General features: G+C 42.5%; 12 protein-coding genes. 6 read left to right on the top strand and 6 right to left on the bottom strand.

Annotated features, from left to right (window positions below):
- The first annotated feature begins 719 nt into the window (after positions 1-719).
- The 3 genes from ilvD (at position 720) to CES79_RS07295 (ending at position 3,937) form a co-directional block, all read left to right on the top strand.
- The gene (gene ilvD, locus CES79_RS07305; RefSeq protein ID WP_054654462.1) at positions 720-2,510 is read left to right on the top strand and encodes a dihydroxy-acid dehydratase; all 1,791 of its coding nucleotides are present in this window, start codon (positions 720-722) and stop codon (positions 2,508-2,510) included.
- Between the two features lie 22 nt (positions 2,511-2,532).
- Positions 2,533-2,871: a metal-sulfur cluster assembly factor gene (locus CES79_RS07300; protein ID WP_089136766.1), complete on the top strand. Its 339-nt coding sequence runs from the start codon at positions 2,533-2,535 to the stop codon at positions 2,869-2,871.
- Between the two features lie 73 nt (positions 2,872-2,944).
- A complete protein-coding gene (locus tag CES79_RS07295; RefSeq protein ID WP_089136765.1) occupies positions 2,945-3,937 on the top strand; it encodes a bile acid:sodium symporter family protein in 993 nt (330 codons plus the stop codon).
- Between the two features lie 581 nt (positions 3,938-4,518).
- Here the strand turns inward: CES79_RS07295 and CES79_RS07290 are convergent.
- Positions 4,519-6,099, bottom strand: coding sequence for a bifunctional metallophosphatase/5'-nucleotidase (locus tag CES79_RS07290; protein WP_089136764.1), 1,581 nt, complete (start codon positions 6,097-6,099; stop codon positions 4,519-4,521).
- A gap of 503 nt (positions 6,100-6,602) precedes the next feature.
- Positions 6,603-8,861, bottom strand: coding sequence for a cation:proton antiporter (locus CES79_RS07285; RefSeq protein WP_159459476.1), 2,259 nt, complete (start codon positions 8,859-8,861; stop codon positions 6,603-6,605).
- A gap of 469 nt (positions 8,862-9,330) precedes the next feature.
- On the opposite strand from CES79_RS07285, the gene spx reads away from it, so the two are divergent.
- Complete coding sequence (spx, locus tag CES79_RS07280) at positions 9,331-9,729, top strand: transcriptional regulator Spx (protein ID WP_054654587.1); 399 nt, start codon at positions 9,331-9,333, stop codon at positions 9,727-9,729.
- A 330-nt stretch (positions 9,730-10,059) separates the two neighbouring features.
- Here spx and CES79_RS07275 read toward each other — a convergent pair whose 3' ends face one another.
- From CES79_RS07275 to CES79_RS07265, 3 genes are all read right to left on the bottom strand, one after another.
- Positions 10,060-10,392 (bottom strand): ATP cone domain-containing protein, encoded by a 333-nt coding sequence (locus CES79_RS07275; RefSeq protein ID WP_159459475.1) that lies wholly within the window; start codon positions 10,390-10,392, stop codon positions 10,060-10,062.
- A 375-nt stretch (positions 10,393-10,767) separates the two neighbouring features.
- On the bottom strand, positions 10,768-11,241 hold the full coding sequence (locus CES79_RS07270) for a C40 family peptidase (RefSeq protein WP_089136761.1): 474 nt from the start codon (positions 11,239-11,241) through the stop codon (positions 10,768-10,770).
- A gap of 333 nt (positions 11,242-11,574) precedes the next feature.
- Positions 11,575-12,459 carry a linear amide C-N hydrolase gene (locus tag CES79_RS07265; RefSeq protein WP_089136760.1) on the bottom strand — a complete coding sequence of 295 codons (885 nt, stop codon included), beginning with the start codon at positions 12,457-12,459 and terminating at the stop codon, positions 11,575-11,577.
- Positions 12,460-12,635: 176 nt separating this feature from the next.
- Here CES79_RS07265 and CES79_RS07260 point away from each other — a divergent pair, with 176 nt between their 5' ends.
- The gene (locus CES79_RS07260; protein WP_054654452.1) at positions 12,636-13,280 is read left to right on the top strand and encodes an LVIS_2131 family protein; all 645 of its coding nucleotides are present in this window, start codon (positions 12,636-12,638) and stop codon (positions 13,278-13,280) included.
- 221 nt (positions 13,281-13,501) lie between these two features.
- Here CES79_RS07260 and CES79_RS07255 read toward each other — a convergent pair whose 3' ends face one another.
- Entirely contained in the window at positions 13,502-14,059 is a 558-nt protein-coding gene (locus CES79_RS07255; RefSeq protein WP_054654450.1) for a M15 family metallopeptidase, read from the bottom strand.
- A 295-nt stretch (positions 14,060-14,354) separates the two neighbouring features.
- Here CES79_RS07255 and CES79_RS07250 point away from each other — a divergent pair, with 295 nt between their 5' ends.
- Positions 14,355-15,881, top strand: coding sequence for a YfcC family protein (locus tag CES79_RS07250; RefSeq protein WP_408005808.1), 1,527 nt, complete (start codon positions 14,355-14,357; stop codon positions 15,879-15,881).
- Positions 15,882-15,912 lie beyond the last annotated feature (31 nt).

Raw genomic sequence — 15,912 nt, 5'->3', positions numbered from 1 at the left:
TTAACAGCTAATTTAAAATTAATTTTTGGAAAAATTAGAAATATATAATGGACAGGTAGAATGTAACTTAATTTAATTTTAATGAAATGATATGTTTTAAAAAATTAAATGCTATGTAGTATTTTTCATCAGATAGCGTGACTTAAAGCACACTAAAAAAACTAATATTATTTCCATTTAAAATAAACTGTGATTACGGTTTAGTAGCTCGATCCAGCATGTTTTTGATCAATTGCTTATGAAATGAGTAAAGTGAAATATTTAAGAATGAAATATTAAAATAAAATGAGAATACAGTAAAAAATTAAAAAATGTGTAATTTTTACTGGTTGAATTGTGTCTTTATTTAATATTCATTTTAGATTATTGCTTTATTAACAGCATTTATAAAAGAAATTATCGTTTTTTATTAAGTAGTAAATTTAATTATTAAAATTTTATTTATTAAAAACTGATGAGGCTATCTATTGACTTTTAAAATTCGTATGTTAATGTAATAACCATTACAAACTGGTAATTTAAGTGATCGTGAAATGAATGTTTGAAAGAAAGTGATATTAGCTGCAAAGAAGTCTGAAACAACAAGGATATTTTAGATGACACGACTTTTTTTGAAGGTGAGGCTCTTAAATAAGTAATGCAGAATGATAAAATTTTAATAATTTGATTCGCAACTTTTTATTTGCAAACGGGTAATTCAGTTAACGGAGGTAGGATATATGAGTGATACGCTAAATTTTAGCGTTAGTGGCGATGATATGCAGAAGCGAAGCGATGAAATTAAGGTTGGAATTGATCGTGCGCCGGGTCGCAGTTTATTATATGCAACTGGGAGAGTTAAAAACCCAGAAGATATGAAAAAGCCATTTATTGCAATTTGTAATTCATACATAGAAATTATTCCAGGACATGTGCACTTAAGAGAACTAGCAGATATTGCTAAAAAGGAGATTCGTAAAGCCGGCGGGATTCCGTTTGAATTTAATACAATTGGCGTTGACGATGGTATTGCTATGGGTCATATTGGGATGCGATATTCTTTGCCAAGCCGGGAGATTATTGCGGATTCAGCGGAGACTGTCATTAATGCTCATTGGTTTGATGGTGTGCTCTATATGCCTAATTGTGACAAGATTACACCAGGGATGTTGATGGCATCACTACGAACCAACGTACCATGCACCTTTGTTTCTGGTGGTCCAATGAAAGCCGGAGTTGATCCAAATGGTAAAGCAGCAAATCTGTCTTCAGTTTTTGAAGCGGTTGGGGCGTTTAAAGATGGCAAGATGACCAAAGAAGACTTTATGGAACTTGAACGTAACGCCTGTCCAACGTGTGGTTCTTGTGCAGGTATGTATACAGCTAACTCCATGAATTCACTAATGGAAGCTCTTGGGGTTGCTCTACCATATAACGGAACAGCATTAGCTATTTCAGATCAACGTCGAGATTTAGTTCGGCAAGCAGCACGTCGAGTTATGGCAAATGTTAAAGCTAATCTGAGACCACGCGATATTATTACTAAGGATGCTTTGGATGATGCGTTTGCCCTTGATATGGCAATGGGAGGTTCCACTAACACTGTGTTGCATGGCCTTGCAATTGCCCATGAGGCTGGCATTGATTATAGTGAAAAAGACATTAACGTTATAGCCAAACGGACACCGCATTTAGCTAAAATTGCGCCATCATCTTCGTGGAATATGGAAGATGTACATGCAGCTGGGGGTATTCCGGCTATTATGAACGAATTAATTGAAAAGGGTGTTTTCCATCCAGATCGGATGACAGTAACGGGTAAAACGATTCGTGAGAACGTTAAGGGAGCCCATACACTAAATCCAGAAATCATCCGGCCGTTAGATAATCCTTATTCAGAAGAGGGCGGTCTATCAGTACTTTACGGTAATATCGCTAAGGATGGTGCCGTCATTAAGGTGGCTGGTGTTGATCCTGACATTCATAAATTTGTTGGTAAAGCGGTTTGTTTTGATTCTCATGACGATGCAGTCGAAGGTATCGATAGCGGGAAGGTTAAAGCCGGTGATGTTGTTGTGATTCGTTATGAAGGACCTAAAGGCGGGCCAGGTATGCCGGAAATGCTGAATCCGACCTCAGATATTATTGGTCGTGGATTAGGAAAGACTGTTGCTTTGATTACAGATGGCCGGTTCTCCGGTGCAACACACGGTATCTGTGCTGGTCACATTTCTCCTGAGGCCGCCTCAGGTGGTGAAATTGCTTTAATTCAAAATGGCGATCAGATTACCATTGATTTGATAAATCGGACATTAGATGCAGCTGTTTCTCAAGCTGAATTTGCAGAGCGACGAAAATCTTTGAAACCATTTAAACCAAAAGTGCGCTTCGGGTATTTGGCCCGTTACCAAGCCTTAGTGACCTCTGCTAATACAGGAGGTGTTATGCTCGGGGCTGATGAATTATTTGGTAAAGAAACACCAACTCAGACGGTTCAATCGACGGATGATGAAGTAAAATCAAAGAATTAAAAATAGAAGGGCGGTGTTATTCATGACTGAAAAAACGCTGGCTAAAACTGATCCCGTTTCCGATCTGCAAGACCGCATGATTAAAGAACTGGAAACAGTGATTGATCCAGAACTGCGAATTGATTTGATCAATCTAGGGTTAGTATACGGACTTAGTCTAACGGATGGTGTTGCAACGGTCACGATGACTTTAACCACCATGGGCTGTCCAATCACCCAAGTGTTAACGCAGATGATTGAAACGTCACTTAAACGTTTACCCGAAGTAAACGACGTTGCCATTGATTTAGTATGGGAACCCGCTTGGTCACCTGCTAGAATGAGTCGTTTTGCGCGCGTTGCTTTAGGTTATCATCAATAATTATTTATAGTTTTAGTTAATAGGCGAAGCGGGAAATCTGCTTCGTAATACATAAAAAGCGAGGAATTTGCTTATGAATAAAATTGAAACTTTCGGCAAGTGGGTAGGCCACTGGTTTACGTTGTTGGTGGTTATTTGGGCGGTAGTGAATTATTTATTACCGCAAATCAGTACTTGGGTGATTCCTAATACATCATATTTATTAGGAATTATCTTATTTGGAATGGGTCTCACATTAAAAGGTGAGGATTTTGCTCACATTGTTAAAAAACCGATACCAGTGATTTTAGGAACGGTTGCGCATTACGTGATCATGCCTTTAGTAGCGTGGGTTTTGTGCTTGATTTTTCATTTGAATGGTGCAACTGCTGCGGGAGTTATTCTGGTTGGCTCTTGCCCAAGTGGTACGTCTTCAAGCGTGATGGCTTATCTTGCTGGTGGAGATGTCGCACTGGATGTTTCAATTGAAACGTTATCAACATTGTTAGCTCCCATTGCATTACCCGGATTATTATTACTTTATGCGGGACGGTACGTTACTATTCCGACTCAATCACTGTTTTTGAGTACTATCCAGATCGTTTTAGTCCCAATCATTTTAGGAGTTGTGATTCATTCAATTTTTGGTAAAAAAATTGACGTCATTACGCGAGTATTGCCATTGGTATCTCAAACCGCTATCTTACTGATTATTGGTGCAGTTGTGTCAGCCAATCACGCAGGATTGTTTACGGCTGCAACTGCTATGGTTATTCCTGTAGTGATGTTGCATAACTTATCTGGCTATGGATTGGGCTTCCTATTTTCTAAATTGATTCGCTTGAAAGATCCACAACGAAAAGCAATTACGTTTGAAGTAGGAATGCAAGATTCAAGTTTAGGCGCAACGTTGGCGATGAAATACTTTTCTCCGGCAGCCGCTATTCCATCGACTATTTTTAGTATCTGGCACAATATTTCTGGGTCAATCCTGTCATCATATTGGCGTGGAAAAGCCGCAAAGACTGCTGATAAAAAGGCTGCTGATAAATCAACAAAATCAATTGCAGCAGCAGAAGAGCAATAGTATTTTTAGCTGAATCTTAGTTGGTAAATAACACATGGGCAAATCTGTCCATGTGTTATTTAATTTTAAATGTAGGTGCTAATTAATTGGGGATGCTTGATTGACAACAGACGCAAAATAATTAAATCGTTAAGTTGATAGGAAAATTTTAAACGTGTATCATATAGTTCGTTTAAAAATTAGTCACTAGCGGTTTTAGAAAACGTTGTTGATTTAGAGTTAAGTGTGGATATTGTTAATTTTTTAGAGTATTGGGTACGCTCAATACTCTTCTTTTGTTTTTAATTTAACAATTCGAGATATTAAACAGCTGACTGGCAAAAAATCAAAAGATTTTGCCAGTCAGCTTTTTCGGAGGCTTAAAGCACAGTTCCCTTTTTAATTAGTAGAATTTGTAAAGGAATTATCATTTTTAAATTAAAGAAATTATAGTATAAGGGATATTAATGAATTGAAACATAATCTAGTTTAGTTTTAATGTCAAGCTTCAAGAAATGACGCACTTTGAAGCAGACTAAAAAGCCGGTCAACAGCAAATGCTGTGACCGGTTTTATAAAAAAGATAATTTTAAAAATAGCGACTATTCAGGTTCATTCACAACTTCAAAGTTGTTATCGACGGTTGCTTTAATAACGGCATGAGCTCTGAGATAATCCGCGATCAGCTGACTCATTGGGGTTTTATTTTCGGCAATAATTTTATCGGCGTGGAACATGTTGTAGTGGCCGCCACCACCCGCGCGGTAGCGGTTCAATGCAATCTTGAAAGTCTGGTCATCGGTAACAGGCTGTCCCTGATAGAGCAGTTTATCAATGCGGTGGCCAACTGGTTTAGCGACGTTGATCCGGTAATTGATACCTTCATACATATCATAATTATAATGGCGAAGTTTCGGTGAATAGAAGGCCGGATTAACGACGATTTGATGGTCAAGATTAAGTGTAAAATAAGTTGCGGCTTTTTCCAGTGCCGCTTTGAGTTCCTCGCCAGTGATTAATTCTAGGGCGAGGCCGTCCGGATAGACGTAGTTAGTCATGATGTTGCGCATGGTGATCGGGTTTTCAAAACCGTGACCCTCATTATTAAAGAGTGAAGTGGCGGAAATGTCGGCGCCCATGGTGGTCATCTGAACGTGTTGAATAAATTCGATATACGTTGTTTCTTTCATTCTGGCTTTCTGAGCGCTTTTGAAGGTGAGGTCACCATCGATATGGGCCAGGGGTTCGGCCAGCCAGTGATCCACCTTTTTATCCAGTTGATGACTATGAATGGCGATCTTTTTATCGAACTCAGCGTTTTTAGTTTCAATCAGGTGAGCAGAGTGATCAGCAACCACGTACCCGCCTTCGTCTGAGGGCTCTAAGTTGAGTACGATTTTACCAACCGCTTCACCACGATAGCCGGGCATGGTCACCGGGACGTCAAAGACGGTGGTGGCGATTTTACGGTGCTGATGGCCAGTAATGAGGGCATCGATCCCCTTGACTTCAGAGAGTAATTGATAGGCTTCATTTTCGCCGTTGCTCAATGATTCGATGATCTTGCCCGTCTTTAAATTGCGTTCAAAACCACCGTGATAACAAACGATGACAACGTCTGCGATCTTCTTTAACCAAGGGACTAATTCCTTAGCAATTGAAACCGCAGTGCGAAAATGAACCTCGTCGCTCACGTTATCGTGGTTTTTCCATTGCAGCACGGCACTGGTCGTGAGCCCAACAATGGCAATCTTGACGCCAGCTTTTTCGATGATCCGATACTGCTGACCAAATAGCGGCCGGCCAGCGCCATCCAAAACGTTGGCATTCACAACCGGTCGATCACTGGCATTCAGTGCCCGTTCCAAGTAGTCAGTGCCATAGTCGAATTCGTGGTTGCCTAGAATTTCAGCGTCATAGTGAATTTGATTATAAATTCTGGCCAGTGGTTGCGGGTCTGAATGCGATTGTACCTGAGCGACATAGTAGGCTAGTGGTGAACCAGCCAAAAAATCACCATCATCAATGGTGATTACCGGACCCGGTGCTGACTTTTGTTCCTGCGCCAGTACGGTTGCAGCTCGAATGAGTCCAAAGGGCATGTGCGCTCTGGGTTTGACATAATTGGTTGGAAAAATAAAGCCGTGCGTATCGCTGGTTGAAAGAATCGTAAGTGTGAGCATGTCGTTTCCTCCAATGCGGTTATATTTATAGAAAATTATAGTTTTTTTCTGACGGGATAGCAACCTGGTGGCTAACAGTTAGGGGATTTTATGTGGGTTAACTGGACTGTGGAAGGGTGAATGTTTGGTTTTGAGTTGGGTTAGGTTGCCGTGGCTAGTTGAGTTCAAACAGACAGAGACTTGCACCTAGTGGGACTAAGGTATAAATCCAAACCCAGGATTTCTACCTTAGTCCCACTAGGCTCCAGTCTCTAAGCGTCTGTTTTCACATCCTACAAAAAAAGATCCACCCGGGGGAGGGTAGATCTCAACATAGGAGTAGGTATTTCCGTGATGGGGTTCACGAAAATAGTATTTTACTTTGGAGGAGTAAAATGAAAAAGCTTACTTAATATCTTTAAATATTAGGTTATTCGTAATATAGAACTTAAATGTGAAGAAAGTGTGAAGATAGGATAACAATTCTGTTACTATTACCGTATTCCGTTGGGTTGCCCATTTTACTAGTTACCATTTTGCATATAAACGGTTTGATCCATTGAGATTTTTTTGTGCAGCTCATCCACCAGTTCACTTGATAATTTCTCATGCTGGCTGACACTTTGGACGTAACTGTACTCAAATTGAAAAGCCATCAAGAACAGCTCGTTTTCAGCTTCACTGGCGGCATCATCGCGGTGACTGATTTTAGACTGGCGGACAGTGTAGTAATGCCGCAGCACGTCAACTTCCTGACGGTTATCGTCAGTTTCAACTGAATCAAGATAGCCGATAACCCGGTCGTAACCAGTTTTACTAAGGTTACCAAAGGCTGCTTGATCCTTTTTGCTTACGTTACGGTGTCCTCGAGACCGACGCGCGACATCATGTTGATGCTGTTTTGCAACCTGGTTTGAGGACGACTTATCTATTATTTCTGGGTGCTGGTCGTTTTTTTGTTTCACAGCAGGGAGTAACTTTGGCTTAGCTGTTGTTTCATTGTCGGTGTCATTCAGCTGAGCAAGCTGCTCTTTTCGCTTTTGTTTCTCTGCTGGTGTGATATCGTCAGCATTCCTGTCAAGAAAGCGTTTTTGATACTCGTTATATTGCTTAGTTTCACCATGTTCCTTTAACCATTTGGCCTTGGTTTCTTGCGATACCTTCATGGTTTTCTGATAGTGTTTCCGGGCTGCTTTAGGAAACAGCCGAAAACCAATCATTTTGACCCACATTTTGATGGTTCCAAATGGACTGAGGAAGGCAAACTGGGACTGAAACATGATGGCCCGATTATACTGCCAGCCAATTTGCGGTTTGACCTCACCTTTGTCGATCATATCTGCAACGGTGGCGTGTTCCACATCTTCAGTCTGCACCAGCAGTTGATGCACGAGTTTGGAATCAGCATTCTTACGGTATTGATTTTTCTGACTGTTGAGAACTTCGATAACACCAGGCAAGGCGCCGGATTTATCGTTCACATTACGCAGCTGATCAATAGCGTAATTCACCATTTTAACTAATTGATCGTTGAATTCATCTGCAGAGTAGGGCGCTTGTTTATTTGGCAGTAAAATTGGTAGCACCAAAGTGGGTACGATCATGCTGAGCAAGATGATGATCCCGGCAATTAAAATGATCGCGGTTCGGAAGGGAAAGGCTTTTCCAGCGACCACTAAAGGCAGTGAGAAAGCCATTGATAACGTAATGGTTCCGTGAACACCGCTAAGTGCCATGATGACACTGTCTTTAATGCGCGTTTCCTGCGATGATAACGAAACCAGGTTGAACATGCACCAGAGAAAACGCATGAGCGCCATTAATAGGAATAATCCGAAAGCTGTTAGTAGCAGTGTTGGCAGATTGTGAACTTCATCAGTGGAAAGGTCATTCCAGACGCTTGGAATGGAAGCCCCTAATAATACGAAAACGAAGCCGTTAAGCAGGTTGGTGACCGTTTCCCAGGTCGTTTTGGTAACGACCTGCGTTTGAGTAGAAGTTAACCGCAGCTGTTTTCCTTGAATCCCGTGAACGATACCGGCAGCGACAACGGCTAAGATCCCTGAAAAGCCAAAGTGTTCAGCAGTCATGTACACAATAAAGGGCGTTAGCAGACTAAAGGGGAGAATCACCGCAATCGTATCCAGTGTCTTACGTTGAAACAGCACCCGGATCATGACGATCAGCCAGCCTAAAATGAGGCCAACTGCTATCCCGCCAAAGAAAACCACGCAGAAGTGTTCAAACCCTTTAGATAACGAAAATTCACCAGTAGTAAAGGCGGTTAGCGCCAGATCCATGGCAACGATACCGGATGCATCATTGAACAGAGATTCATTTTCCAGCGCGCCCATGACGTTTTCAGGCATTTCGATACCGGAAGTAATGGAAGAAACCGCCACAGCGTCGGTTGGCGTCACGATGGCAGCTAATGCAAAGCACAGCGATAATGGCAGGGCTTGCCAAAAGGTGTGCGTCAATAGACCGCCGACAATAATCGTGGCGAGTGCGAGAACGATGGCGAGCGATAACGTGGATTTAATGTTTTTTCGTAAGCCATGGGTGTCCGTATTTTGACCGTCGTTGAACATCAATGGTGCAATAATGACCAGCATAAAAACCTCTGGCTCCAGGTGAAAGTCATTGAAGAGCGGCACCAGCGACAGCAGTACCCCAGCAATGATTTCGTAAAAAGCCAACGGAATTTTTGGATAGATTGCAAAGATGATGTTGGCAGCAATAGCAGCAACAACTAACAGTAAAATTGTAAAGAACGATGTCAACGAACCCACTTCCCCATTATTTATTGACTAAATTGTAACGCGTGTTTTGATTGATTACTATAATCTCATAACTTAAGGGTTAATAATAATTTTGACGCGTGATAAATAGAAATAATAAATGCGAGATTTAACTTCCAAAGAGTAAGTAAACCTAGGTAAATCAAGCGTTTAGGGACGTTATAACGGATTCACAATTAAACAAAATTATTTTATAAACCGTAAAAAGTCTATATTGTTATAACACCCGTGGTTATAACATTTTCAATAAAATTATGCGATTACTATATTTATCTTTTCACAATCAAAAAATATAAAAATTGTCTTGAACTTTGCTAAAATTGATGGTATTATAAAACTGTTCATGATGAAGTGTTGGGGACTTAGTAATGAATGGATTAAGATGTACCTTTGCTTTTGATTTAGTTTTTGTTAGTCGCTAGGAGAAAGCGAAATGAAGGAAGTGCTTAATATGATTAATTTATATGTTGCACCGAGCAGCGCATCAAGTCGTAAGGCTCGTGCATGGTTAGAAGATCATCACATTCCGTTTAAGGAACGCAACATTAAGTCTAATCCACTTAATGCCGATGAAGTTAAGCAGATTTTACGCTTAACCGAGAACGGCAGTGAGGACATTATTTCAACGCGTTCCAACGTATTTAAACAATTGCACATCAATTTAGATGACTTAGCAGTCAGTCAATTAGTTGATTTAGTTGTTAAGTATCCTGACTTGATCAAGCGGCCAATCATCTTTGATGACAAGCGTTTGGAAGTTGGTTACAACGAAGAAGAGATTCGCCGGTTCTTACCACGTGAAGTTCGTGTGGCTGAATTGCGGGATCTAGAATCACAGTTGAGTTCATAATTTCATATAAAACCGGTAACAGCATTTCCAAATGGAATGCTGTTTTTTGTAGTGTGTGACCAAACTCGGTAGATTCCAGAATTTAACCCCAAACAAGCCTATTTCGGCGAACTTTGTCGAAATAGGCTTGTTTGGGGTTAAATGGCCGGAATCTGAGTTTGGGAACACGATTAGACTATATAGAAGTATCGAACAAATAGTTTATTTGCTTGTTATCTTCAGTTAAGAAGTCAGTTGAAATCCTTACCAGTATAAAACGACGAAAAAATCAGCCTGATTATCAGTAATGAATGCTCTGATAATCAGGCTGAGTCGATTTAAATGTTAGATTTAAAGATTAAAGAAGGATAGTTGCTTAAACTGGTCCTGCTTAGTAGCGGACGGGCGGTATTCATCATAACGCTTGGCCAGTTCGGGATGATCCAGCAGATTCAGCGTTGAAATGATCAACTGACGAATCGTTGCGGTATCAATTTGAGAGTAGCCGGCAATTTGAGCAAGCACTAGCGCGTTGATACGGCGGATGAGGCGGTCATCATGTGTCAAGTGGTTCAAGCTGCGGAGAATCTTGCGCGCATCAAAGAGCGCTTTTTTCCCATTTTGCTTTTCCACAAAGCGAACCGTAATCTGAATATGCGACTGTTGCGGTTTTTGTTTGTTCACGGCTAAGTCTCCTTTTTCTCGATATGTTAATCCTAGAACATCTGTTTGAAAAAAGCAACAAGATATGGCGTAACTTTATTATTTCTGTACCAGATATGGTAGATAGGCAAAACCGGTACACAACATTCTGTTAGGTGACTTTTAAACTGTAAAATAAACTGGTTGTTAAAAGTGGGCGTTAAGCTGAATATATCATGGATAACATAAAAATTTGAGTCAAAAGCATGATAAATTGAATTTTATATGCTCATAAACGTGCCACAAAGCGGCATGCCCCGGCCATATCAGTCAAAAAATAGGCGAACAGTCAAGAAACGATTGTTCGCCTATTTTTCGTCTTATATTCTGGGGCAAAACGCCTATTGTCCCACTCTTTTACTGTAAGTCAGTTACCCGAGCAGTACCAACATGGTGCCACCATGGGGCTTTAACGGATTCCACGATCACGCCGCGGTTTTGAGCATCGATCATCTTCCCATTACCGATGTACATCCCAACGTGGCTGATACTGTGGCGACTGCCACCAAAGAAGACCAGATCACCCTTTTTAGCATGGGCGTATGAAACTTTCTTGAACTTGTTGTACTGCGCTTGGGCAGTACGGGGAATCTGCTTTGAGACACCCTTCTTGTAAACGTAAGAAGTTAAACCAGAGCAGTCAAATGATGAAGGACCGGTTGAGCCCCAACTGTAACGCTTGCCCAGTTGCTGTTTAGCAACATTGTAAACCTGTGAATAAGATTTAGTGGTGTCAGCGTGTGCCGTTGTGCTATGAGTCATATTAGTGGCAATCGTAATACCTAAGATTGCAATTGCTGTTAATGCGATTCGTACAAACCATTTCTTCATAATTTTAAATATCCCCTTTATCTTTGAGTAATGAGTCGTTTTTTTTTAATTTCGTATTCGTCTTAATCAATTCAACGAGACTAAGTGTATCAATTGCAGGTTACAGTCGTGTTGCAGTGAATTATCGATTAGGTTAACGAAAACGACGGAAACGTAATTTTTAGGGGATATTGCCTAATTCTTGATTCGATGAACACCGTTATAACAAGCTGTATCCTTTTATTTCACGTTTGTAACAAACACGGTAAAATTCGGGCAGATTTTCAAAAAAAGAGTCAAAAAAACTGCGATTTTAGTTGAAATCGCAGTTTTTGGGGCGCTATTTACAGTAAATTAAAGGTTAATTTCTGATTTTGACGTGTCATCTGTCGGTAATTGCAAGTAGCGCAGATGCGTTGTATCGATGATACTAATATAGTGGGTAAAGTTATGGTTAGCAGGATGCTTACCAGCCTGTCTGGGAATAATGACTTGAGTTAGAATGGTCTCCGCTTCCGCAACGGCTGCCTCAGCGGTTGCCGGTTTGGGCTGCCCCCAAAGATTGATTACAGTTTTAATGAAGCGGTCGGTAGGAATCGGCCCTTCTGGTAGGGGCTTGTTTTCAGCTAACCATTGGCTGGCAGCGGTTGGTAAATGGGCACTGTCGGTATTTAAAAACCGGTTCACGCGGCCCAGATGGTCAGCCAGTTCGGGCGTGTTGGTCAGCACGTTTAGCGGATCAGCGATTAATTTTAGCGCGTGGGCCGTGGGTTCTAGAACGGCAGTTGCGCCAGTGGCGTCTGCTAGCAGCCAATGAAAGGGGTAGACCTTGTTTTCTGCGTACCAGACCCGGCCAACTAACGCAACGGTTGGCAGGTCGGCCGCTACTTCAGCAATGCTCCGGTGCTGACCTAAGACCCAAAGAATGAAGTCCTGCGGGGTGAGATTGGTCATCCCAGCTTGTGGGGCGTCATAATAGGTGACGCGGTTAGGAAAGTACAGCTCGGCACAGCTCAGACCAGCACTGTTCAGACCATCGCCAAATAGCGAATAGCCGTTTAAATGACGGGCAGAGCCAACGATCCGGTACCGCGTAGTTTGTGGTTTTCCTAAAATTGGCCGCCAGTTCGTGCCGGCTTCAAGAACAGTCGGCTGCCACGGATCAACGTTTGGAAAATCCATCGTTCTTGCCAGTAAGTGAGTGCCATCAGCCGCGGTTAACGTGAGACTAGTACACATTTCGGAACCCCCCTTAATAATGTTGTATAATGCTATTATAGGTCAGCGAGACATTTCTACCTAGGGACTTGTTTTCGAGCGTGACTTTCGATAATCTAGAAGCAAGTTAAACGCTATTTTGGGTGAAACATTACAACCAAAGCGTTAAATCAGGGATAAGAATGAGAGGAATCAACATGAAATCAGCATGGAATTTAGTTGGTATGGGGCTTTGGCTTCTATTATTGATCTACTTAATTTGGATGGTACACGATATGCGCGTGCGTCGGCTGAAGCTTTTGGTGACGGAGAAACGCTCTTGGTCGTGGGAAAATATTATTAAATCAAGCATTGAACTGGTCATTTTCCTCCTGTGCCTGTGGGGGATGGGGTACACAACGCTGTTTCAGGATGTCAGCCAGCTGAACCCGAAGCGGGTGACCGTGGCTTACCAATACAAGCCATTGGTCTTAGACACCAGTGCAATCGGTAAATCAGACTACGTGATCGTGAAAACCGGTAATGGCCGTAAGCCAGCGCAGTATTACACATTCTACACGCAGGGTGAAAAAGACATGGTGCCGGGTGACAGTGCCACCGTTTCAGCGGGTGACCACCCAATCAACCTAGTTGCCTCTTCGTATAAGTGGAATAAGACGAAAATCAACGAAATGGAAAAACAGCACCAAAAGGCGTGGGTTGGGGTCGTTGAAACGACCTATAAGAAGACCTTTCTAAATGGCGTTGGTCTTCACGCCGGCCGGTTAGCGAACCGCTTCACGCTGATTCGGGTACCCGACCATTCCTTTGTCAAACAAGTCAGTGATCATCAAGAACAGTAAAATAGGAGACACTAAAAGCACCGTCCTTCACATAAAGGGCGGTGTCTTTTTTGAGTTAACTCAATTCCAACCTATGGCAGATTGGTAGGGTGATCACTTGAGCCAAGCCTGGTCGCAATTTCGGCGGAGCCACGTACTTGAGCTGATCGTTTGGAGGTGGTAATCACCACTTAATAGTATAGTCAGTTTTGGACTGAATGTTTAATATATCGCTCATGTTTTTACGATTTCGCGTAATCGTTGGGATCGGCAGCTAACGGGCCGTACTGATCCATTTCGGTGTCGCGGTAATCCCACCATTCGTTTTCATAGCCAACAAAGCCCGCCTTAGTCATTGCTGAAAGGAGGGTCTGGTAATTGGCTTCCTGAGCGGCGGTTCGCGGGTAGCTGCGGACAGCTTTACCGGTAAAATCATCAAACCCGGACTGCATCTCGACTTCTTTACTGTCTAAATCGGTCAAAGTCAGATCAAAGGTCACCCCTTTTTGATGGGAGTAATTCGGGTTAGGTTCAGCTACCCACGTGGGGTTGGAGACTACTTCGAACAGTTTTTCCTGGGCGCCGACTGGACGGTAGGAATCCCAGACTTTGATGCGATAACCCTGCTGCTTTAAGATCTTAGCAGCGTTGCCGAGTTTCTTAGCGGTTCCCGTGCGTGCAATTGCCGTGGTAAAGTCATAGATCTTGCGGCCAGTAAAATTATCCGTAGTGGCGTATTTCAGATCAACAATAATGTCTGAATCTGCATCTTGGATGTTCATGAAACCATCTTCAACCATTGCATTTCCTCCTTTGGTGACGCTTTCAAAAGGATTATAGCATATTTACCAGAGAACTTAATACTAGGGTATAAGTGATTATTAATCATTTAAAAATAAACGATGGCAAAATCAACCAGTAATAAATGAGGCCATGATTTCAGCCAATACTGCAATGTCAGACACCATAAATTAAACTAATAAGTAAAGATTAATGCTCACGATTAACAAAAAATTTGAAATTTTCAAGAAATAGTCATAATTTGGTTACTTATCTTCGCTAGACTAAAAGTGTCAAAGAATACGCAATAAGGAGATGAGGACGATGCAAGCACCTAAACTAGAACCAAAGAAGAGACGGTTTAAAATGCCGTCAGCCTATACGATTCTGTTTATGATCATTACTTTAGTTGCCATTCTCACCTGGATTATTCCGGCAGGGGCTTATAACACAGATAAAGCAGGTAATATCATTGCGCATACTTATAAGAGCGTAACGGCAAACCCTCAGGGGATCTGGGATGTCTTTATGTCGCCAATCTACGGAATGATCGGTAATGATCATACTGAAGGCGCCATCTCGATCTCACTATTTATTCTCGTTATCGGTGGTTTTCTTGGGGTGGTCAACAAGACCAAGGCTTTGGATGATGGGATCGGTGCTGTCGTCCGCAGATATAAAGGTAAGGAAAAACGGTTGATTCCAATTTTAATGATTCTGTTTGCGTTAGGCGGGACCACTTACGGGATGGCAGAAGAAACGATTGCGTTTTATCCGCTGCTGATTCCGGTCATGATCGGGGTGGGGTTTGATTCGTTAACGGCGGTGGCCATTATTCTGGTTGGCTCACAGATTGGGGTACTGGCATCGACGGTGAACCCGTTTGCGACCGGGGTGGCGAGTCAGACGCTGGACCTTTCTATGGGGCAAGGAATCTTCCCACGGTTAATGCTGCTGGTGATCACGCTGGTTGTGGGAATCTGGTACGTTTACCGGTACGCATCCAAGGTGGAAAAGGACCCAAGCAAGTCGGCCGTGTTCGAACAGCGTGAAAAGGATCTGGATCGCTTTTCTGTCAAAGACGCGGATGATGCCGGCACGATGACGGGACGGCAAAAATGGGTTCTGAGTTTATTCGGACTCACATTCCTGCTGATGATCATCGGGCTGATTCCGTGGAGCACGATTAACGATAAATGGACTTTCTTCGAAACGGCGACTAAGTGGCTGTCAGGCATTCCAATTCTGGGGAATATTTTAGGTAGCGACATGGTGCCGATGGGTGACTGGTACTTCTCAGAAATTACCATGCTGTTTCTATTAATGGCAGTGATCATCATGTTTGTTTATAAGATGAAGGAAGCCGAATTTATCGACGCGTTTCTGGGTGGGATGAAAGACTTCCTGAGCGTAGCCATCATCGTGGCGGTGGCGCGGGGAATTCAAGTGGTAATGAACGACGGTCTGATCACCGATACAGTGTTGCACTGGGGTGAAATGGGACTGAAGGGTCTTTCAGAAAGTGTCTTCATTATCATCACGTATATCTTCTACATTCCAATGTCGTTCCTGATTCCGTCAACGTCTGGGCTGGCATCGGCAACCATGGGGATCATTGGACCGATGGGTAAATTCGCTGGCGTTGATGGCAGCGTAGTCATTACAGCGTACCAAGCAGCGTCTGGCTGGGTAAACCTAATTACCCCAACTTCAGGCGTTGTGATGGGTGCCTTAGCCATTGCCCACATTAACATCAGTGTTTGGTGGAAGTGGATCGCAAAACTGATGATTTATCTGTTCATTGTGACTTGTGTATTCTTGGGAATACTGGCAATTCTGTAAGGTGCGGAGACAAGCGGGTAGAGAGCGTAGT

The sequence above is a fragment of the Secundilactobacillus silagei JCM 19001 genome (assembly GCF_002217945.1).
GTDB classification, from domain to species: domain Bacteria; phylum Bacillota; class Bacilli; order Lactobacillales; family Lactobacillaceae; genus Secundilactobacillus; species Secundilactobacillus silagei.
The sequence above is the reverse complement of the archived record's forward strand: the minus strand, read 5'-3'. Positions and strand labels throughout refer to the sequence as shown.